Raw genomic sequence first — 19,545 nt, forward strand, 5'->3', positions numbered from 1 at the left:
GGTCCGTCCTCAAACGCCGGACGGGCTGAGATTGCTCGGGTTACCTGTGGCACAAGGTCCGTCCTCAAACGCCGGACGGGCTGAGATTGCTCGGGTTGCCCGTGGTGCGGGGTCCGTCCTCAAACTCCCCCAGAGCTGCCTCCGGGAGGTGCCGCCAGACGGGCTGGGAGGGCCGGGGGAGCCGGGCCGGCCCGGGTTTGGCTCGGGGCAGCCCCGGTGCGAGGTCCGCCCGCGAACAACGGACCCGCCCGCGACGCACAGGCCCGGACACCCGAGCAAACCCAGCCCCGCCGGCGATTGAGGCGACACGGGACTCAGGGCAAGGATCACCCCGCACCGCCGGCCCCCGGGCAACCCCACCCCACCCCCAAGAAAACCTCCCCCGCAAACCCTGAACCCTTCCCGCACCCCCCTCGTGTTCAGGGCAGTTGCACACCAGCGCGAGCCACCGCTCGCCGCAACACCACATCCCCGCCCCGGCGGCCGGCGGCCTCCTCCCCCGCCGCCGGGGCGGCACCAGCCAGTACCAATCCACGGGGACAACAGGAGTTGCCATGCGTAACGTGCGGACCGCCGGCCTCATCGCATCCGCCACAGCGGTCATCATGCTGACGGCCGCCTGCGGAGGCGCCAAGGAGGACAAGGGCCAGGCCGCGAACGCCGCCGCCCCCGCCACCCCCGCGGCCGCCCCCGCCCAGGCGGACGGGGCGAAGCCGGTCGTGGCGGGCAGGCTCAGCATCTGGAAGACCTCGGCCATCGGGCCCGTCGTCACGGACAGCGCCGGCTTCACGCTCTACCGCTTCGACAACGACACCGCCCAGCCGCCCAAGTCCACCTGCGAGGGCGACTGCGCGAAAGCCTGGCCCCCGGTCCTCGCCAAGGACGCCCAAGCGGCGGCCGGCATGGACCCCTCCCTGGTCGGCAAGGTCGCCAGGGCCGACGGCAGTGAACAGCTCACACTCGCGGGCTGGCCCCTGTACCGCTTCGCGAAGGACACCGCGCCGAGGCAGACAGGCGGCCAGGGCGTCGGCGGCACCTGGTTCGCCGCCGCCCCGGACGGGAAGAAGGCGGCCCCCGCCGCCCCCGCCCCCGAGGCCGCCGCGTCCGAGGCCGGGGGCGGCGGCGACACCGCCGCGTCCCTCCCGCCGCTCTCCACCCGGGACGACGCCGGGCTCGGCAGGATCGTCCGGGACGCCAAGGGCCGCACCCTCTACCGCTTCATCAAGGACACCGACTGGCCGATGAAGTCCAACTGCGTCGGCGCCTGCCTGGACACCTGGAAGCCCGCGAAGATGCTGGACAAGGCGGCCGTCAAGGCCGTGGAGGGCATCGATCCGAAGCTGGTGATCAACTACAAGCGCCCCGACAACGGCACCGATCAGCTCACCCTGGACTGCTGGCCGCTGTACTGGTTCACCGGTGACCAGAAGCCCGGTGACACCAACGGCCAGGGTGTCGGCGGCACCTGGTTCGCGGTGAAGGCGGACGGCACTCTCGCCAAGTAACCCCGGCGGAGCACTCGGGCGGCCCCTGTACCCACGGGGGCCGCCCTCGCGTTTGCCCGCGGCGCCGGCGCGCGGCCCCGGCCCCGGCCTCCCCTGTTTCGTTTTTCGCCAACTCGCACCGATCAGGCTGAACAGAACCGTCTGTACCGGTTTACCCTTGACAGTTTTATAGGTCTACACCAAGCTTCGTGTGTGCTCTTCGAGTCAACTCCAGCTCCATCGACGGCACTTCACCGTAATTCAGGGCGGCGGAGTGGGAGCGGCGGAGAAGGCCCAGGTCGCACGCCACCGGGGGATCGGTTCTGATGACTGCTTGAAAGAAACAGACTGGGGAATCTGCTGTGATCTTTCATGTACTCGGCCCGCTCCATGTCGCCGTGAAGGGGACTTCGGTCCCCGTTGGGGGACGGCGCTCACAGATAATTCTGGCCATTCTCGCTCTGGAGGCCAATTGGGCGGTCCCGCTCGATCGGCTGGTGGACGCGGTGTGGGGTTCCTCGCCCCCCGCGAGCGCGAGAACGCAGATACGCATCTGCGTGTCGGCGCTGAGACGGGCCTTCACCGAGGCCGGGGCACCCGGCCTGATAGAGACCCATCCGTCCGGGTACCGGCTGCGGCTGGCCCCGGGCGAACTCGATTCGGATGTCTTCGACACGGAAGTGGCGCGGGCACGGACGCTGGCGGCCGAAGGGCTGGCGGCGGAGGCGGTGACGGAGCTGGGGCGGGCGCTCGGGCTCTGGGCGGGGCCTGCCCTGGCGGGGCTCGACTGCCCGGCGGTGGAGTCGGGGGCGCGGCGACTGGAGGAGGGACGGCTGCGGGCGATCGAGGAGCGGGTCCGGCTCGAACTGGGCCTCGGGCGCCATGAGGACCTGGTGGGCGAGCTGGCCGAGCTGGTCCGCGAGCACCCCTTCCGCGAGCATCTGCACGCACAGCTGATGCTCGCGCTCTACCGCTCGGGCCGCACGGCCGAGGCACTGGCCGTCTACCGCAAGGTGCGCTCGGATCTCGCCGAGGAGCTGGGCGTGGACCCGGGGACCGAATTACGCGCCCTGGAACAGACCATCCTGCGGGGCGCGGGCTCCCCCGACCGCCCCGACGGCCGCCACCCGACCCCCCGGCGCCCCCTGACCGGCTCCACCCGCACCTCCCGGTATCCGTCCTCCCGGTCTCCGGAGAGCCGGTCGGCCGGCCGGGTGCGGTAATCACCCCGGCGGTACGGGGGCGGGCGGATTTCCGCCCGCCCCCGTACCGCCTTTCGCACGGCGGCTCACCCGCGCATGTCCCGGTCACCCCAACTCGCCTTTTCACAGGCCGATTTGCCCCCGCTCCCTGCGCACTCCCCGTGCGCTCCGTGCGCTCCCGGGCGAACCTCACCCTCTGGGGGCACCCGTCCCCCTCGACTGCGGCATATCCACTGTTCCGTCCCCTTGGAGGAGGATAAAAAGGTCCGATACACCCCCTATCACCCACCCGCCACGGAACAGCAAATACGGAATTACCCATTCCGATCTTCACGCGCTTATCACCTTGTGATGATCGAACTCGTGGGCTAACTTCGCCTCCGTTGACATGATCAAGACCAGCGGATTCGGGGAGGCCGGCAGTGCGGTCGAAAACATGGGGCGGACGGAGAGAACGCCGGGGGAAGGCTCTCGTCAAACCGAGTTCCCTTCTTGTCGCGTCTCTCATAGCGGTGTCCTCCAGTGTGGTGCTGGCGACCCCGGCACAGGCGTACAAGCATTTGTGCGGCAAGTTCTACGGTGTTGGTGAAGGTGGAGCCATCTCCTATCGCTACTACAGCATCACCTCCACCTATCAGAAGGCTTTCGGTGACGCCCAGGGCAGATGGGACTCCACGTCACCGAACTCTCCCGGCCACTTCAGCAAGCAGCAGAACAACGGCGACCCCATGGTCGAGGTGCGGGACGGCTCCTACACCTGGGACGCGTGGGCCACGGCCTCCAACCAGGGATGCCTCTTCGGCAACTGGGCGTACAACGAGACGTATGTGAAGTTCAACTCCCGCACCATGGCGGGTCTCACCGCCCGCGAGAAGAAGATTGTGGCCACGCACGAAATCGGTCACACCTACGGTCTTGATCACGTCTCAACCGCTTGCACCGGCGCGGGCCCTGCGGTAATGAGGCAGGGCGAAGGCAAGTTCAGGTGTGGCAGCGACGGCCCGTGGTCGGACGACATCAAGGGCGTCAGAGCGAAGTACACACCCGGTTAAAAATGTCGCACGCATCAGAATCAGAGGGATGGTACTAGTGAAGAAGACTGCGGCTCTGGCAGCCCTCATGGTTGCGACATCGCTGAGCCTGACTTCCTGCTCCGGGGGGAGCACCGGGGAATCGCCGCACAATATCGAAGCCGATTACGCGACCTATGACACCATCGCGAGTCTCACACAAGCCGCGGAGGGCGCCTTCCAGGTGAAGGTGGGGCAGGTCGTCGGCAGGGAGTGCGACGACGGCGGCGACGCCAAGGGGCACGGCGGGGAACCCACCGATTCACCGGAGGAAGGCCCCGAGGACGACCCGAGCCCCACCGCGGGCACCGGCACTCCGGGAACTCCGCCGGCGGGGATCGAGGGTGGCGACTCCCCGTATGCCAATTGTCTGCCCATGGTCTTCCACAAGGCGACCATCGAAAGCGTCATTCTCCAGCCGAACCCGGTCGCCCGCGGCACCAAACCAGTCCCTCTCGGTGAATTGATCATCGGAAACGTGGACACGGAAGCGGTGCAGATGGAAGGCGCGTCCCCGATCGTCCCCGGCAGCTACATGGTCGTCTACGCGGACAAGCTGACCAATACCGAGCACCCGGGCATCAATGTGGTGAGCGGCGATCTGTGGATGCCGGTCGGCGGGGACCAGGGGCTCCTCGACGTGGCCGCCGGAGGTGCGGTGAAGGCGAGGGCGGCCTCGATCAAGTCCTTGACGGACTCCAGCCCGGCGCAACGGAGCGGCCGGTTCACCACCAGCATCGACGCGCTCAAGAAGGTCGCCGAGGCCAAGTCCTGAGGTGGCCGGCGGGGGCGGCGGGAAGAACGGACCCCCGCCCCCGTACGGCCCTCCCCTCCTGCCCGCTCAGGCCGAGTGGCGCCACCAGAACGACCCCGGGTGGTAGTGCTTCGTCACCCCCAGACGGCGCCACAGCGGTTCGAGGAGGCGGCGCAGTTCCGGGTCGGTGTGGATGAAGGCGTTGGGGAGTTCGACGTCGAAGCGCTGCGGGGCCGCCGTCAGGAGGGCCGCCAGGAGGTACTGCTCCGAGTAGTGGCGCCAGCGCCAGGACTCCGGGTAGTCGGCGGGGAGCATGATGTCGTGGACATGGACCAGGACCCCCGGCTTCAGGCGCGGGAGCAGCTCGAAGAAGAAGACCATCACATCGGAGCCCATGTGCAGCCGGTGCGAGCCGTCCAGGAAGAGGATGTCCCCGGCCTCCAGCTCCTCGAAGACGGCGAGGTCGGCGTTCTGGAGCGGGACCCGGTCGACGCGGTCGCAGAGGTGGTCGATGCCGGCGCGGGGCTCGGGGTCGATGGAGATGATCCTTGTGGCGAGGCCCAGGTCGTCGATGGCCCTGCGGGCGAACTTGGTGGAGTTCCCCGAGCCGATCTCCAGATAGCGGGCCGGGCGCTCGGACGCCAGGAAGCCGTAGAGGGAGAGCGCGTCCAGCGGCGGCAGCCAGGTGTTGGCCCAGTAGGCGGTGGCGCCCTTCTCCACGCCGTGGAGCGGGATGCGGGCGAGCCGGTCGCCCAGTTCGAGGAAGCCGCGCAGCCGGTCGGCGTACCGCTCGCGGTTCTTCTCCAGCAGATCGCGCACATCGCCGAGTTCGGCGCGCGGCTCGGGTGTCACCACATGGTCCATGAACACCGGCTTCGCCAGCCCGAAGGCCCACATCACCATCCCGAACGCGGTCGGCCTGCTCTCCAGCCGGTCCAGCGCCCGGCGCAGCACCGGCACCCGCTCCAGCAGGGTCGGGGACGGCTCGTGCGAGGAGGGGGAGGTGAGGGCGGAGGAGGTGACATGGGCATAGGACTGCTTGGACTGCTTGGGCTGCTTGGGCACGACGGTCTTCCTTTCCACAAGCGCGGTCAGAGGGAGAGCCGGAGATCCTGCATACGGTGCTCGGAAATGCCGTCCGTGCCCCGGAAGTCATAGCGGTGGACACGGACCGGACCGGTGGTGAACGTCCAGTCCAGACGCCACAGCGGATACGCGCGGCGCAGCGCCGCGCTCCCCGCGAAGTCCGCCCGCGCCGGGAACTTCCAGCTCAGCGGCGCGAAGTCGGTATTGGCCCGCAGCGCGTCGGAGGCCCGGGCGCGGACACCGTCCAACTCCCGCATGGCGGCGGTGGCGTTGAAGTCACCGCTGACCAGCACGGGATACGGATTGCGGTCCATGTCCCGCTCCAGGCCACGGAACTCCTCCTGCCGCCAGGCGAACTTTCGCTGGAGGTACGCGTCGACGTCGGTACCGGAGAACGGATCGAGGTCGAGCGCGAGCTGCACGGTGATGTGGACGTTGTAGACGCTCAAGATCCGTTCCCCGATCCGCAGATCGGTACGCATGACCTTGTCCCGGAGAAAGACCCGTTCGAAGGAGGCTCCCGGGTCGGCGGCCAGCGCCTTCCCCGGGCCGACCGGCGGCCGGGCGACGATCGGGAAGCGGGAGACGGTGAGCAGCTCGCCGCGCCGGGCGATGTGGTGGCCGGGGAACTCCTCGCGCAGCCGCTCGTCGTCGTCCAGCCGGACATATCCCTTCTCGCCGAACCCGGGCTTCCACCGCACGTGCTCCTGGAGCAGATACACATCCGCGCGCTGCCGGTGCAGCAGGGCGTAGAGCCGGTCCACCCCGGCCGACTGGCCCCAGTACTGGGTGTTCAGCGAGACCACATGGAGCGCGCCGGGCGGGACCGGCCGCTGGTCGCGCCAGAGGGCCGGCCAGTTGAGGCCCGATCCGGTGGTGAGGGCGAGCAGCAGCGCGGCGGCGGCGGTCCCCGCCACCCAGGGCCGCCGTCCGCCGCAGGCCGCCGCGCCGGCGATCAGCAGCGCCGCCGGCACGGCGACCAGCAGGAGCGGCGGGGTGCCGTCCAGCGGGATGGCCCAGTGCCATCGGCCGCTGAGCAGCCACCGGGCCGTGGCGTACAGCAGCCAGAGCGCGGAGACGACGGCGAGCACCCTCCCGTACCAGAGCCGGAGCGCACGGGCGATCCGCCGGGGCCGTGAGGTCATGGGGCGCCCGCCGGGACCCGGTCGTACAGGTGCCGGAACCGCCCGCTGGCGGCGTACTGCGCGAGCCCCGCCGCCAGGCCCGCCACCACCACCGTGTTCACCAGCAGATGGGCCAGGGTGAACCAGAGCAGGAAGGGGGTGCCGCGCTCCCGGTGGACGAAGCGGTACTGGCCGAGGTCCGCCAGGACGAACCCGGCGAGCGCGAAAACGCAGACCAGCGCCGCCGGCGGCCACCACAGGGCGGGCGGCAGGGCGGCCACGCTCAGCGCGGCGAGCACCGAGGCGACGGCCCGGCCGCCGGTCTCCATCCCCTGCATGGCCCGGCCCCGGCCCAGATAGAACGGAACCCGGAGCCGGCTGCGGACGAAGGCCTTCCGCAGCAGTGGGCGCATCCTGCTCTCGTCGGAGAGCCGGCCCCGGACACGGGAGGTCAGCAGCATCGGACGGCGGGCGGCGAGCCGCTCGGCATGGTCGATCTCCTCGGTCTGCCGCAGCTCCGGATTGAACCGGCCCGCCTCCTCGAAGGCGGTGCGGCGAACCGCGCCCAGGGCGTAGAAACCGCCGCTGACCAGCCCTTCGGCGCTCTTGCGCCAGTAGTGGTACTGAAGGATGCGGTACTGGCCGACGAGGGTCTCGGCGAAGAGCGGCTCCTTGTCGGGAATGCCGAACACCGCGCCGTACGAGGGGTTCTCGGCGAAGACGGCCACCGCCTCGGCGACCGCGTCGGGGTGGAGGGCGAGATCGGCGTCCAGGAAGAAGACGATCTCGCCGTGCGAGTGGTGCACGCCGAGGTTGCGGGCGGCTCCCGGGCCGCCGTTGCGCTCGGCGCGGATCAGGGTGACGGGGTGGGCGGCGGCCAGTTCGGCGGAGCCGTCGGTGCTGGCGTCGTCCACCACGACCACTTCGAGCGGGGTGTGGGACTGGGCGGCGAGGGAGCGCAGACAGAGGTCGATGGTCCGGCGGTCGTTGTGGAGGGGGACGACCACCGAGACAAGAGGTGAAGGCGGGGGCGGGGTCATGTTCCGTTCCGTCCTCGGGGGGTTCGGAGGGTCAGAAGGTGTGGCAGAGGAGCAGCAGGGCCGCCCAGAGCGCGGAGTTGGTGAGCATCACCCGGTCCAGGAGCAGGGTCCGTACCGGGTCGCCGCCCTCGCTGTGCACGATCACGATCTGGAGATAGCGGAAGAGGGCGAAGAGCGCGCAGGGCGCGGTGAGCAGCGCGCCCGCCGGGAACCCCGACTCGGCGCGGAGGTAGAGCAGATAGCCGACCATGGTCAGCGCCGAGCAGAGGACGAGGACGAGGTCCAGGAACTGGGCCGAGTACCCGGCGAGCGCGGGGCGGTGGCCGGTGCCGGAGACGCCCAGCTCATGGCGGCGCTTGCCGAGGATCAGCAGCAGACAGAGGGTGAGGACGGTGAGGACCAGCCAGTTCGCGACCGGGCGGCCGGTGGCGGCGTACCCGCCGAGGAGCCGCAGGACGAAGCCGGTGGCGACGGTGAAGACATCGAGCAGCGGGAGGTGTTTGAGCTTCCAGCTGTACGCGGCGTTCACGGCGAGGTAGACCAGCATCGGCCAGGCCCTCGCCGGTCCGAGGGCGGTCAGACACGCGCCGAGGAGCGCGGCGAGCACCCCGCCCAGGGCGACGGCGGAGCGGATGCCCATCCGGCCGGAGGGGAGGGGGCGCAGTCGTTTGAGGGGGTGGAGGCGGTCGCGTTCGACATCGGCGATGTCGTTGACGACATAGACGAGCGAGGAGGCCAGGACGAAGGCCGCCATCGCCAGCGCCACCCGGCCCGCCGTGTGCCAGGCGCCCGCCGCGCCGATGAGGGGCAGGGGCACGACGAGAAGGTTCTTGGGCCACTGGCCGGGGCGGAGAAGAGCGAGGGGGGCGGGGAGCCGGCCGCGCGGGCGGGGGGTGGGGGTGCCGGGAGCGGGCCCGGTCGCGGGCCCGGGTCCTGGTCCTGGTCCTGGTCCTGGTCCTGGTCCTGGTCCTGGTCTGGTTGCAGTCGCGGCCCCTGTCGTGGTCGCGGGTCCTGTCGCGGCACCGGTCTCACCGGGCGGCCCGGGTGGGGGCGCGTCGCCCGGGGCCGGGGGGTCGGCGGAGAGGCGGCCGGCGGAAGAGGGAGAGGAAGGAGAAGGAGAAGGAGAAGGAGAAGGAGAAGGAGAAGGAGAAGGGGCGGGGAAAGAGGGAGGAGGAGTGGGAGTGGGTCTCGGAGCGGGTTCCGTCTCGCCGCCCAGGAGTGTCATCGCCCGGCCCCCTCAGAAGAAGATCTTCGCGGCGGACAGCAGGCCCTGGCTCCATGGGTCCCGGCTGGTCCGGCCGGTGGGGGTGGTGGCGGGGCGGTCGTGGCGGGCCCCGCGCCACCACGCGTAGGTGCGCAGGATGGCGTCCTCGTTGGAGAGCTTCGGGGTGAAGCCGAGGCGGTCGGCGGCCTTGTCGATGGAGACGTACGAGTCGTCCATCAGCTTGTGCAGCAGCCTCCCGTACACCGGGGAGAGCCTGGCCCGCTGGAGCCCCGCGAGGACGGTGAGCGCGGGCCGGGCGGGCAGCCCGATGACGCGCTTGCCGTGTCCGGCCGCGTCCAGGACCGCCTGGAAGTCCTCGCGCAGGGTGCGGAACTCGGCCGCCGCCAGGTTGTAGGTGTCATTGGCGACCGCGTCGGGCGCGGTGAGCACGGTCACCACGGCGTCGACCAGGTCATCGATGCCGAACATCTGTATCCGTACATCGCCCTTCCCCAGGACGGGGAAGTTCCGGCCCTCCTCCGCCCACTCGAACAGCATGGCGAAGAGCCCCATCCGGCCCGGGCCCACGAAGGTCTTGGGGCGGAGGATCGGCAGACACATCCCCTCCGCGCGGTACCGCTCGGCGATCTCCTCGGCGTCGGCCTTGGCGCGGCTGTAGGTGTCCACGGGCTCGCGCGGGTGGTCCTCCGGGGTCGGGACCCGCTTCGGCAGCCCGTAGACGGCGGTGGAGGAGACATGGACGACGCGCGGGGTGCGGGCGGCGTGCGCGGCGGCGAGGACGTTCGCGGTGCCGCCGGTGATGATCGAGCGGATCTCGTCGTCGGGGTAGCTGGGAAGCGCCGCCGCCGCGTGCACCAGGGCGGTGGCGCCGTCCAGGGCGCGGTCCATGAGGGCCCGGTCGCGGATGTCCCCGGTGAACTCCACTCCGGGCGCGGGGCGCAGATCCACGCCCCGGACATGGTGGCCGTCGGCGGTGAGCCGTTCGGCGAGCCGGGAGCCGAGCATGCCGGCGGCGCCGGTGATCGTGATCACCACTGGGAGCCCACCTTCTGCCGCACGAAACGGGTCACCAGCCGGGTCAGACCCTGGCCCAGCACCTCGCCGAGCGCGTCCACGGCGCGCTCCACATCGGCGGGGTCGGTGACGAGCGAGGGGCCGAGGATCAGCGGGGAGCGGCCGTTGAGGGTGTAGTAGGTGTAGATGTCGTGGTCCTGGTAGAGGGCGTTGACCACCGCGCAGGTGACGAGCTTGGTCTTGAAGAGGGGGTCGCGGGCGAGTCCGCCGGGGGCCAGCTTCGCCACCAGGTCGAGGATTCTCGGGCCGCCGTCGATGAAGACCCCCCAGAGCGCGCCGGCCCCCGCGACGGAGCCGATGGCACCGGGGTGCTCCTTGGCGAGGCGGGCGAGACCCGGTTCCAGTACGGCGCCGAGGGCGCGGGCGCGGGCCGGGTAGTCGTCCTCGATGGCGATGTTGACCGCCTCCAGGGCGGTCGCGCACTCCTCGCCGAAGCCGTAGTAGGTGGTGGAGGTGGACTGGAGCAGGGCGTCGCCGAGATGGTCGTACGCCCGGCGGAGCACCGGCTCGCGGGCGACGAAGGCGGAGATGGAGGACTTGCCGCCGCCGAAGGACTTGGAGGTGGTGAGGACATCCGGGACCAGGCCCTCGTACCGCATGAAGTGGAAGAGGGTGCCGGTCTTGCCCCAGCCGCTGTAGATCTCGTCGAAGATCAGCACGATGTCGTGGCGGGTGCACAGCTCGCGCAGGCCGCGCAGGAACTCCTCCGAGCACTGCTCGACGGTGGAGGCGCTGAAGGGCTCGATCAGGATCGCGTACACATCGCCGGGGGCCGCCGCCACCGCGGCGCGTACCGAGGCGAGGTCGTTGTACCGGAAGGTGCCGATGCCGGGGATGGTGGGGAAGGCGAACTGGCTCTGGCCGGTGAGCCCGCCGGAGCCGAGGAGCTTCCCGTGGAAGGCGCGGTCCGCGCGGAGGACGGTGCCGCGCCGGCCCCGGTGGTACTTGTACGCCAGTTTCACCGCCCCTTCGACGGCCTCGGCGCCCGAGTTCGGGAGGAAGGACATCGACAGATCGCCCGGGAGGACCTCGGCGAGGTTGTGGCTGAGGGCGGCGAGATAGGGCGAGAAATAGGTCTTGTGCACCTCCATCCGCAGGTCGCGGGCGAAGCGCCGGCGGGCGGCGAGGATACGGGGGTGGTTGTGGCCGTGGTTGAGCACGCCGACCCCGCCGGTGAGGTCGAGGACGCGGCGGCCGTCGGTGAGGGTGAGATGGGCTCCCTCGGCGGAGGCGACCAGCTCGCGGCCGAAGCCGAAGGAGGTCATCAGGGAGACCTGGCTCTTGTTGACATGGCGGCGGTAGAGGGAGTGGACCTCGTCGATGTCGAGGCGTTCGGCTTCGTCAAGGGTGTACACGGGTGGCCTCTCCGGTTCTCTCGGTCGGGTCGGGGGACGGGGGTGGGGGCGCGGGCGCGGGTGCGGGCTCCGGGGGGCGGCGCAGCCGGGACCAGAGGACGACCACGGCCGCGCTGCCCAGCTCCGTCACCACACAGACCACCCGGCTGGCGATGGCGGCGGCCGCGGCGGCGCCCGGGGAGAGCACGGCCGACAGGGCGGCGGTGATGGTCAGCTCCCGTACGCCCCAGCCGTCCGGGACGATCAGGGCCAGGCTGCTGACGACCGCCGCCAGGGCGAACGCGCCGACCGCCGACCGCAGCCCCGCCCACGGCGGGGCGTCCAGGGCCAGCACCAGGAACCACAGATGCAGCCCCGAGATCAGCCAGGAGGCGAGGGCCAGCAGGATCGCCCGCCGGACCGCGCGGTCGGGCGGCGCCTCGACCGTCTGCCGGAACAGCCGCAGCAGGGCGGTGACCGGGCGGGCGGCGAGGGCGGGGCGGACCACGCAGGCCAGGAAGCAGAGCGCGGGCAGGGCAGGCCAGGCCCAGTGCCCCGGGAGCGCGCCGGGGGCGGCGAGCAGACCGATGCCCGCGCCGGTCAGCACGGTCAGGGCCAGGGTCAGCACATAGGCGGAGGCCATCCGGGCGCCGGGGACACCGGCCGCCCGGCCCTGGGTGACATGGGTGACCAGCCCCCAGATCCGGCCCGGGAGGTACTTGCCGAGCTGGCCCAGGAAGAAGATGCGGGCGGCGGTCAGACCCCGGACGCGGTGCTCGCCGGGGACCAGGGCCTGCCAGGAGTGCACCGCGAGCAGCAGCCCGAGCAGATAGGCGGCGAGGGAGGCCGCGAGCAGCGGTACGGCCTCCGCCCGGCCGAAGGCCCGTGCGGCGGCGGCCCCCTCGCCCCGGAGCAGCAGCACCAGTCCGACGAGCGCGGCGGCCACGATCACCGGGGTGAGGACGCGGCGCAGCAGCCGGTACGGGGCGGAGTTCACCGGGAGGTCGTCAGCGCGCGGGCCGCGCCGGTCGCCGCGCCGGTCAGCAGGGCCGCGTGGACCACGAGGTGGATCGCGGCGACGTAGACGGCGAAGGCGGGGCCGCGGTGGCGGGCGGCGAACCGGAGCAGGCCCGCGTTGGCGGCGCAGAAGCCGAGGGCGGCGAGGGCGGGGGCCCAGGGGCGTACCGGGAGCAGGGGGAGGGCCGCCAGACAGAGCGCGGCGGCGGCGACCGACGCGGGGGTGTTGGCGGTGAGGTTCCGCCGGCCGCCCCGGCGGGCCGAGAGCAGCGCGGGGACCAGCAGGAGGGCCCGGCGGTGGGTCTCGGCGAGGAGGGGGAGCAGCCGGTGCTCCTCGTCGTGGTAGGCCACGATCCGGTCGGTGAGAACGATCCGGTAGTGCGGCGCGAGGCGGTCGCTGAAGTCGAGGTCCTCGGAGTCGCGCAGGCTCTCGTCCAGGCCGCCGACACGGTGGAAGACCTCGCGGGGCACGGCCGCCTGGGCCAGGAACGCGGTCTGCACCTCGCCCACGCCGCGCGCCCGCCACCAGTGGGCGTGCAGCACCTTGTAGCGCTCGACGGGGCCGTCGTCGTAGAGCGGGTCGGGGGCGATCACGCCGTGGACGCAGCCGCAGCCGGGGTCGGCGCGGAGGATGTCGAGCGCGGCCGAGACCGAGCCGGGGGTGAGGGCCTCGTCGGAGTCGAGAAAGAAGACGATCTCACCGGTGGCCGCGGCGACCCCGGCGTTCCGGGCCGCCGACACCCCTCGGTTGGGGGTGCGGCGGAGGAGGGTGCAGGGGTAGCGCTCCGCGATGTCGGCCGTGCTGTCGGTGCTTCCGTCGTCCACCACGATGACCTCGTGGAGGGGGGTGGTCTGGGAGTAGACGGAGTCGAGGCAGGCGGGGAGGGTGCGGGCGGAGTTGTGGGCGGGGATGACCACGGAGACGGAGGGCGTCATGGGGGACAGTTGAGTGGGTGTGGGTATCGTGGGGATATCGCGTGATTATCGAGCGGCTATCGCCCCGATATCCCCCGCCCCCGGGGCCACCCGGTACTTGCGGCCCCCGGACCCCCGGGCCCACCCGGCACCTGAGGGCCCCGGGCCCCGCCCTCGCGCCGGGAACCCCCGGCCCGTCCGACGGTTGAGGACGGAACCCGCACCCCGGGGCGCCCGAGCGGTGCGTCTCCGGCCGGTCCGGCACTTGAGCACGGAACCCGGGCCGGAGGACAGACACCGGGCGGGAGGAAGGGCCCTGTGCCGGAGGACGAACCCCGGGCCGGAGGACAGACACCGGGCGGGAGGACGAACCCCGGGCCGGAGGACGAACCCCTGCGCCACAGCGGACCCGCACCCCGCGAACCCCGGCCCCCCGGCCCCCCAGCCCCCCGGCCCCGAGGACCGCGGGAGCCGGGAGTCAGGTGCCCGCTGACGTCAGGCGGTCGTGGTGCGCCGGCGACAGATGGAGGGGCAGGGAGGCCATGACCTCCTCCAGCTGAGCCACCCCGCTCACCCCCACAATCGGCAGCACCGCCGGCTCACTCCCCAGCAACCACGCCAGCACCACCTGATTCACCGTCACCCCCAGCTCCTCCGCGACCCCCCGCAGCGCCACCCTCCGCGGCTCCGTCCCCGGGTGGTCGTAGGCCGCCGGGAGCCCCACCTCGTCGCGGGTGTACGCGCCGGAGAGCAGCGCGCTGTAGACCCAGAGCCTCAGATCCCCCTCGGCCCGCGCGTAGTCGAGCAGTTCGGGCGTGACATGCCGGTGCCCGGACGACGGCAGCGGGATGTCGAAGCGCGGCTGGAGATAGGAGTAGCGGTACTGGAGATGGGTGCAGCGCGGCCGGTCCCCGGCGAGCGCGCGGGCCCGCTCCACCCGCCACACCGCGTGGTTGCTGATCCCCAGCTCACCCGCCTTCCCCTCCTCCACCAGCGAGGACAGCGCGCCGACCGTCTCCTCCAGGGGAACCCCCCGGTCCTCCAGATGGGCCCAGTACACATCGATGCGATCGGTTCCCAGCCGCCGCAGGCTCCCCTCGGCGGCGGTTCTGAGGGCCTTCTCCGAGAGCCCCTCGGTCCCGCCGGGCCCGCTGCCGGACAGCGCGGGGCGCCCGCCGCCCTTGGTGCTGAGCACCACGGAGTCGCGGTTGCCGCGCCGTGCGAGCCACTCCCCCAGGGTGCGCTCGCTCTCGTCCCCCGTCCCGCCCGGGACCCAGTAGGCGTAGTTGTTCGCGGTGTCGAGCACCGTGCCGCCCAGTTCCACGAAACGGTCGAGGATGGCGAAGGAGGTGCGCTCGTCGACGGTGGTGCCGAAGGCGAGCGTGCCGAGGGCTATGGTGCGCCGTGGTGTCGTCATGTGATCACTGTCGCACGTGGAGTGAACTCTCACGCAAGCCCCGGACAGGAACCGCGAAGGGTGGTCAAAGCCACCGCACAGTCCGGCCAACACGCCGTGAACCACGTTGAGTTGGCGACCTGCCGCCTGCATACTTCCTGCACCGGGGGCACAGTGCGCACACACACTGACGACCAGCCCCCGGGCGGGTGGGCACGCGATGCCCGCCCCTTCGCTCATCTCCAGGGGGAGACTTGCGCATCCATATCAAGAGGGCCGGCGTGGCCGGCGTGGCCGCGGCGGCGGCCGTGGCGCTGACGGCGGGCATGACCGGCCCGGCGACAGCGGCCGGCGAACGCGCCGGGAGCCCCGCCGGGGCCTCGGCCGACCGGGCCGGCAGCGGCGAACGGGGGGCGGGCCGGGTCAAGCACCGGGTCACCCTCATCACCGGGGACACGGTGCTGCTCGACGCCAAGGGCCGGGTCGCTTCGATCCAGCGCGCCAAGGGCCGCGAGAACATACCCATCGAGACCGTGACGGCCGGCGGACGCACCCATGTCGTCCCGGCCGACGCGAACCGGCTGATAGCCGAGGGCAGGCTCGACCGCCGGCTGTTCGATGTGACCGGGCTGAGCACCGCCGAGAGCCGCGCGGCGTACCGCGACGGCCTGAAGGTCATCGTCCGCTACCGCGGCGGGGCCGCCAAGGCGGCGCGGGCCGAGGTCCGCGCCACCGACGACACCCGGGTGCGGCGCACCCTGGCGTCGCTGAACGCCGACGCGCTCACCGCGCCCGGCGAGGGCGGCACCGGTCTGTGGGAGGCGCTGACCCGTTCGTCGAACGGCGCGCGGACCACCGCTTCGGGCATCAGCGGCGTCTGGCTGGACGCGGTCCGCCGGGCCAGTCTCGACAAGAGCGTGGGGCAGATCGGCGCCCCCGCGGCCTGGGCCGCCGGCAGTGACGGCACCGGGGTGAGGATCGCCGTGCTCGACACCGGCGTCCACGCCGACCACGGGGACCTCAAGGGTCAGGTGCTCGGCGCCAAGAACTTCACCGGTTCCCCCGACACCAGGGACCGCGTCGGCCACGGCACCCATGTCGCGGCCACGGCGGCGGGCACCGGAGCGGGTCACACGGGCAAGAAGTACCGGGGCGTCGCCCCCGGGGCCAAGATCCTCAGCGGCAAGGTGCTGGACGACGACGGCTGGGGCGACGAGTCCGGGATCATCGCGGGCATCGACTGGGCGGTCGCGCAGGGCGCCGACATCGTCAATCTGAGCCTCGGCGGCTACGACACCCCCGAACTGGACCCGCTGGAAGCCCATGTCAACCAGGTGTCCGACACGACCGGCGTGCTCTTCGCCGTCGCCGCGGGCAACGACGGTCCGGACGCGGGCACGGTCAGCTCCCCCGGCAGCGCGGAGGCCGCGCTGACCGTGGGCGCCGTCGACGACAAGGACGTCCTGGCCGAGTTCTCCAGTGTGGGCCCGAGGACCGGCGACGGAGCGATCAAGCCGGATGTCACCGGACCGGGCGTCGGCATCACCGCGGCCTCCTCTCCCAAGAGCCTGATCGCTCAGGAGTACGGCGAGAACCCGAAGGGGTACGTCAGCGTCTCCGGTACGTCGATGGCCACCCCGCACGTGGCCGGCGCGGCGGCCCTGCTCAAGCAGCGGAACCCGGGCTGGAGGGCCAAGGAGCTGAAGGGGGTGCTGACCGCCTCCGCCAAGGGCGGGAAGTACTCGGCTTTCCAGCAGGGTTCGGGCCGGGTCGCGGTCGACCGTGCGATCACGCAGACGGTGTTCGCCGAGCCGGTGTCGGTGGGCCTCGGGGTGCAGCAGTGGCCGCACCACGACGACACCCCCGTCACCGAGCGGCTCACCTACCGCAACCTCGGCACCGCGGATGTCACCCTCGCGCTGACGGCCACGACGCTCGGCCCGGACGGCAAGGCGGCCCCGGCCGGCTTCTTCACCCTGGACGCGTCCTCGGTGACCGTACCGGCGGGCGGCACGGCCTCCGTCGGCGTCACGGCGGACACCCGGCTCGGCGGAAAGGTCGACGGCCACTACTCCGCGGCCGTGACCGCGACGGGCGGCGGCCAGACCGTCCGTACCGCCGCCGCCGTGGAGCGCGAGTCCGAGGCGTACGACGTGACGGTGAAGCACCTCGGCCGGGACGGCGCGCCGACGGGGGACGCCTCCACCGTGCTCTACGGGATCTACAACAAGGACGGCTGGAGCAGGACCGATTTCAGCGATCCGAGCGGCAGCAAGACCCTGCGGGTCCGCAAGGGCGCGTACACCCTCCGGTCGATCAACCAGGACAACCCCGCGAGCCCCAAGGGCGGGATCGATCTGACCGTCCAGCCCAAGCTGACCGTGGACAGGAAGCTGACGGTCACCGTGGACGCCCGCAAGGCCAAGCCGGTCGACATCACCGTGCCGGACGCCAAGGCGAAGCCGTCGCACGCCTCGGTCGACTACACGGTCGACCTGAAGGAGACCGGTCTGACCGGCGGCTACAGCGCGGGTGCGTTCCAGCAGCTGAGGACAGCGCACCTCGGCCCCCAGGTCACCGATGGCTCGTTCAGCCAGGCCTTCTCCGGACAGTGGCTGAAGGGCGCCGGAGCCGAGTACAGCATCCTCACCGGCGGCGCCGTCAAGAAGTTCCCCACCGGTCACACCAAGCACTACAAGGCCGGTGAGCTGGCCACGGTGAAGGCGGGGCTCGGCGCGGCGGGCAGCACGGGCAAGAAGGGTGAGCTGCTCACCTGGGGCGAGCTGCCGGTCAACGGCGGCAGCCTCTCGTTCTCGACCGTACCCACCGTGCCCACCACCCGCACGCTGTATCTGTCCACCGGCTCCAAGGCCAAGTGGGAGCTGGACTACGGCCAGATCAGGGGTCTGGACAGCGAGGGCGAGCCGATCTACGACGCCTCCTATGTGCAGCCGCTGAGGAGCTTCGCACCCGGGAAGTCCTACGCCACGGCCTTCAACACCGGGGTCCACGGCCCCCTGGTCGACAGCGACAACGGCGTCTTCCGCGAGGACAACGTCATCTACGGCATGCTGCCGGTGTTCGCCGACGGCCAGGGCCACCCGGGGTGGTCGGAGATCTCCTCCGCGAGGACCACCCTGCACAAGGGGAAGACCAAGGTCGGCGAGAACAAGGACCCGCTGACCGGCGATGGGCCGTTCGCGGTCGGCGCGGCCGACGCCCAGTACACCCTGGCGACCTCGGTGAAGCGCGACACCAAGCTGGCCAGGGTGGCCGGACGGATCGAAGCCAGCTGGACCTTCCGGTCGAAGAAGGTGACGGGCAAGCTGGTCCAGCTGCCGATCTCCACGGTCCGCTTCGGGGCGAAGGTGGCGCTGGACGGCACGGCTCCGGCGGGCAAGTACCAGACGGTGCCGCTGACCGTGCAGGGCCCGGCGGCCGGCAAGGGGCTCAAGTCCCTGACGGTCCACACCTCGTACGACTCCGGCAAGACCTGGAAGAAGGTCACGGTCACCAAGGGCACGATCAGTGTGAAGAACCCGGCCAAGGGCAAGGGGATCTCGCTGCGGGCCGCGGTCACCGACACGAAGGGCAACAAGGGTTCGGTGTCGGTCCACAACGCCTACTTCGGCAAGTAGGCTCCGGCGCACTCGGCTCTCGACGGCGGCCCACCGGGATTCCGGTGGGCCGCCGTTCGCCGTGCCGGGGCGCGGGAGGGGTCAGGCGGCGGCCCGGACGCGGGGCCGGCTCAGCAGCCCGGGACGGTTTCCCGCGACGTACCGGCGCAGCGCGCGGGCGATGTGGTCCGCGTCGGTGCCCATCCCGTGCAGGGCGTTGGAGAGCAGGGTGTGCTGGCCCTCGACGCCGATGTAGGCGAGCCCGGGGTGGCTGGTGGAGAGCCCGTGCCGCTGGCGGGGGCTTCCGTCGCGGCGCAGGGCGCCGAGGGGCCGCAGACAGTCGAGCGCGGGGCGGTATCCCGTACCGAGGACGACGGTGTCCACCTGCTCCCGGGTGCCGTCGGACCAGCGCAGCTCGGAGCCGTCGGCGCCGGTGAACAGCGGCCGGCGGTCCAGCAGGCCCCGGTCGAAGGCGGCCCGGTGGGAGCCGTCGTGGTCGGGTACGACGTTGTGGCCCACGGTGGACGGCAGCCAGGGGCCGACGGGGAGCCGGCCCACCGCCTCCATCATCCGCCAGACCGGTTCGCGCTCCGCCTTGAACATCCAGCTGCTGAAGTTGACGGGACGGCGGCTGGCGAGCGAGGTCCGCGCGTGCCCGGCGAGTTCACAGGCGATCTGCACGGCCGAGGTGCCGGAGCCGACCACGACCACCCGCCGGCCGGCGAAGGGGGCGGGGGCGCGGTACTCGGCGGAGTGCAGCACCTGCCCGGTGAAGGCGTCGAGGCCCGGCAGTTCGGGCCGGTGGGGATTCCCGAAGTTCCCGGTCGCGGCGACCACGACGGCGGAGTGGAGCCGGGTGCCGTCGGCGGTCTCGACCACATAGCCGTCGCGGTCCGCGACCACCGAGGTGACGCGCTGCCCGGTGCGGATCTCGGCGTCGAGACGGGAGGCGTACCGCCGTAAGTAGGCGACGACCTCGTCCCGTACGGGGAAGTGCCGCGGCGGCCCCGGGAAGGGCATGCCGGGGAGGGAGGAGAACCGCAGCGGGGTGAAGGCGGTCAGGCTGTCGTAGTAGTGGGGCCAGGAGCCGACCGGTTCCGCGCCGGCCTCCAGGACGACGGGTCTGAATCCCTGGTTGCGGAGTGCGTGGGCCGCGGCGAGGCCGCCCTGGCCGCCTCCGATGACGATGGCCGTGTCCATGGGTCGG

Annotated in this window: 15 protein-coding genes; 5 read left to right on the top strand and 10 right to left on the bottom strand. The window is 71.7% G+C overall.

The features are described from left to right. Positions 1 to 554: 554 nt before the first annotated feature. The 4 genes from ACWCRA_RS09185 to ACWCRA_RS09200 all read left to right on the top strand — a co-directional run bounded on the left by ACWCRA_RS09185 (position 555) and on the right by ACWCRA_RS09200 (position 4,531). Positions 555 to 1,505: an SCO0930 family lipoprotein gene (locus tag ACWCRA_RS09185; RefSeq protein WP_451067164.1), complete on the top strand. Its 951-nt coding sequence runs from the start codon at positions 555 to 557 to the stop codon at positions 1,503 to 1,505. A gap of 377 nt (positions 1,506 to 1,882) precedes the next feature. After that, positions 1,883 to 2,707 (top strand): AfsR/SARP family transcriptional regulator, encoded by an 825-nt coding sequence (locus tag ACWCRA_RS09190; RefSeq protein ID WP_451067227.1) that lies wholly within the window; start codon positions 1,883 to 1,885, stop codon positions 2,705 to 2,707. Positions 2,708 to 3,210: 503 nt separating this feature from the next. Continuing rightward, positions 3,211 to 3,738: a zinc metalloprotease gene (locus tag ACWCRA_RS09195; protein WP_351549358.1), complete on the top strand. Its 528-nt coding sequence runs from the start codon at positions 3,211 to 3,213 to the stop codon at positions 3,736 to 3,738. A 37-nt stretch (positions 3,739 to 3,775) separates the two neighbouring features. After that, positions 3,776 to 4,531, top strand: a complete 756-nt coding sequence (locus ACWCRA_RS09200) for a hypothetical protein (RefSeq protein ID WP_451067165.1) — start codon at positions 3,776 to 3,778, stop codon at positions 4,529 to 4,531. A 66-nt stretch (positions 4,532 to 4,597) separates the two neighbouring features. Here the strand turns inward: ACWCRA_RS09200 and ACWCRA_RS09205 are convergent, their stop codons facing one another. The 9 genes from ACWCRA_RS09205 to ACWCRA_RS09245 all read right to left on the bottom strand — a co-directional run bounded on the left by ACWCRA_RS09205 (position 4,598) and on the right by ACWCRA_RS09245 (position 14,742). Next, positions 4,598 to 5,575 carry a class I SAM-dependent methyltransferase gene (locus ACWCRA_RS09205; protein WP_451067166.1) on the bottom strand — a complete coding sequence of 326 codons (978 nt, stop codon included), beginning with the start codon at positions 5,573 to 5,575 and terminating at the stop codon, positions 4,598 to 4,600. A 26-nt stretch (positions 5,576 to 5,601) separates the two neighbouring features. Continuing rightward, positions 5,602 to 6,741, bottom strand: a complete 1,140-nt coding sequence (locus ACWCRA_RS09210; protein WP_451067167.1) for an endonuclease/exonuclease/phosphatase family protein — start codon at positions 6,739 to 6,741, stop codon at positions 5,602 to 5,604. Continuing rightward, positions 6,738 to 7,760 carry a glycosyltransferase family A protein gene (locus ACWCRA_RS09215; RefSeq protein WP_451067168.1) on the bottom strand — a complete coding sequence of 341 codons (1,023 nt, stop codon included), beginning with the start codon at positions 7,758 to 7,760 and terminating at the stop codon, positions 6,738 to 6,740. Before ACWCRA_RS09215 ends, ACWCRA_RS09210 begins: the two co-directional genes overlap by 4 nt. Positions 7,761 to 7,791: 31 nt before the next feature. Next, positions 7,792 to 8,577, bottom strand: a complete 786-nt coding sequence (locus tag ACWCRA_RS09220) for a UbiA prenyltransferase family protein (protein ID WP_351549344.1) — start codon at positions 8,575 to 8,577, stop codon at positions 7,792 to 7,794. Positions 8,578 to 8,997: 420 nt separating this feature from the next. Beyond that, on the bottom strand, positions 8,998 to 10,020 hold the full coding sequence (locus tag ACWCRA_RS09225; RefSeq protein WP_351549343.1) for an NAD-dependent epimerase/dehydratase family protein: 1,023 nt from the start codon (positions 10,018 to 10,020) through the stop codon (positions 8,998 to 9,000). Continuing rightward, positions 10,014 to 11,414 carry an aspartate aminotransferase family protein gene (locus ACWCRA_RS09230; RefSeq protein WP_351549341.1) on the bottom strand — a complete coding sequence of 467 codons (1,401 nt, stop codon included), beginning with the start codon at positions 11,412 to 11,414 and terminating at the stop codon, positions 10,014 to 10,016. The genes ACWCRA_RS09225 and ACWCRA_RS09230 overlap by 7 nt, the downstream gene beginning before the upstream one ends. Then, the gene (locus ACWCRA_RS09235; protein ID WP_451067169.1) at positions 11,401 to 12,390 is read right to left on the bottom strand and encodes a lysylphosphatidylglycerol synthase domain-containing protein; all 990 of its coding nucleotides are present in this window, start codon (positions 12,388 to 12,390) and stop codon (positions 11,401 to 11,403) included. Before ACWCRA_RS09235 ends, ACWCRA_RS09230 begins: the two co-directional genes overlap by 14 nt. Further along, positions 12,387 to 13,346: a glycosyltransferase family 2 protein gene (locus ACWCRA_RS09240; protein ID WP_351549335.1), complete on the bottom strand. Its 960-nt coding sequence runs from the start codon at positions 13,344 to 13,346 to the stop codon at positions 12,387 to 12,389. Before ACWCRA_RS09240 ends, ACWCRA_RS09235 begins: the two co-directional genes overlap by 4 nt. Positions 13,347 to 13,803: 457 nt before the next feature. Then, complete coding sequence (locus ACWCRA_RS09245; protein ID WP_351549333.1) at positions 13,804 to 14,742, bottom strand: aldo/keto reductase; 939 nt, start codon at positions 14,740 to 14,742, stop codon at positions 13,804 to 13,806. Positions 14,743 to 15,047: 305 nt separating this feature from the next. Between ACWCRA_RS09245 and ACWCRA_RS09250 the strand changes: the two genes are divergently transcribed. After that, positions 15,048 to 18,359 (top strand): S8 family peptidase, encoded by a 3,312-nt coding sequence (locus tag ACWCRA_RS09250; RefSeq protein ID WP_451067228.1) that lies wholly within the window; start codon positions 15,048 to 15,050, stop codon positions 18,357 to 18,359. Between the two features lie 81 nt (positions 18,360 to 18,440). Here the strand turns inward: ACWCRA_RS09250 and ACWCRA_RS09255 are convergent, their stop codons facing one another. Continuing rightward, positions 18,441 to 19,538 carry a flavin-containing monooxygenase gene (locus tag ACWCRA_RS09255; protein ID WP_351549330.1) on the bottom strand — a complete coding sequence of 366 codons (1,098 nt, stop codon included), beginning with the start codon at positions 19,536 to 19,538 and terminating at the stop codon, positions 18,441 to 18,443. Positions 19,539 to 19,545: the final 7 nt, after the last annotated feature.

The organism is Streptomyces sp. NPDC001889, assembly GCF_053594535.1.

What these genes read in the sequence shown, in the direction of transcription:
- ACWCRA_RS09255 (WP_351549330.1), bottom strand. Translation starts at nt 19,538, where the DNA reads ATGGACACGGCCATCGTCATCGGAGGCGGCCAGGGCGGCCTCGCCGCG.
- ACWCRA_RS09245 (WP_351549333.1), bottom strand. Translation starts at nt 14,742, where the DNA reads ATGACGACACCACGGCGCACCATAGCCCTCGGCACGCTCGCCTTCGGC.
- ACWCRA_RS09215 (WP_451067168.1), bottom strand. Translation starts at nt 7,760, where the DNA reads ATGACCCCGCCCCCGCCTTCACCTCTTGTCTCGGTGGTCGTCCCCCTC.
- ACWCRA_RS09185 (WP_451067164.1), top strand. Translation starts at nt 555, where the DNA reads ATGCGTAACGTGCGGACCGCCGGCCTCATCGCATCCGCCACAGCGGTC.
- ACWCRA_RS09210 (WP_451067167.1), bottom strand. Translation starts at nt 6,741, where the DNA reads ATGACCTCACGGCCCCGGCGGATCGCCCGTGCGCTCCGGCTCTGGTAC.
- ACWCRA_RS09250 (WP_451067228.1), top strand. Translation starts at nt 15,048, where the DNA reads ATGACCGGCCCGGCGACAGCGGCCGGCGAACGCGCCGGGAGCCCCGCC.
- ACWCRA_RS09240 (WP_351549335.1), bottom strand. Translation starts at nt 13,346, where the DNA reads ATGACGCCCTCCGTCTCCGTGGTCATCCCCGCCCACAACTCCGCCCGC.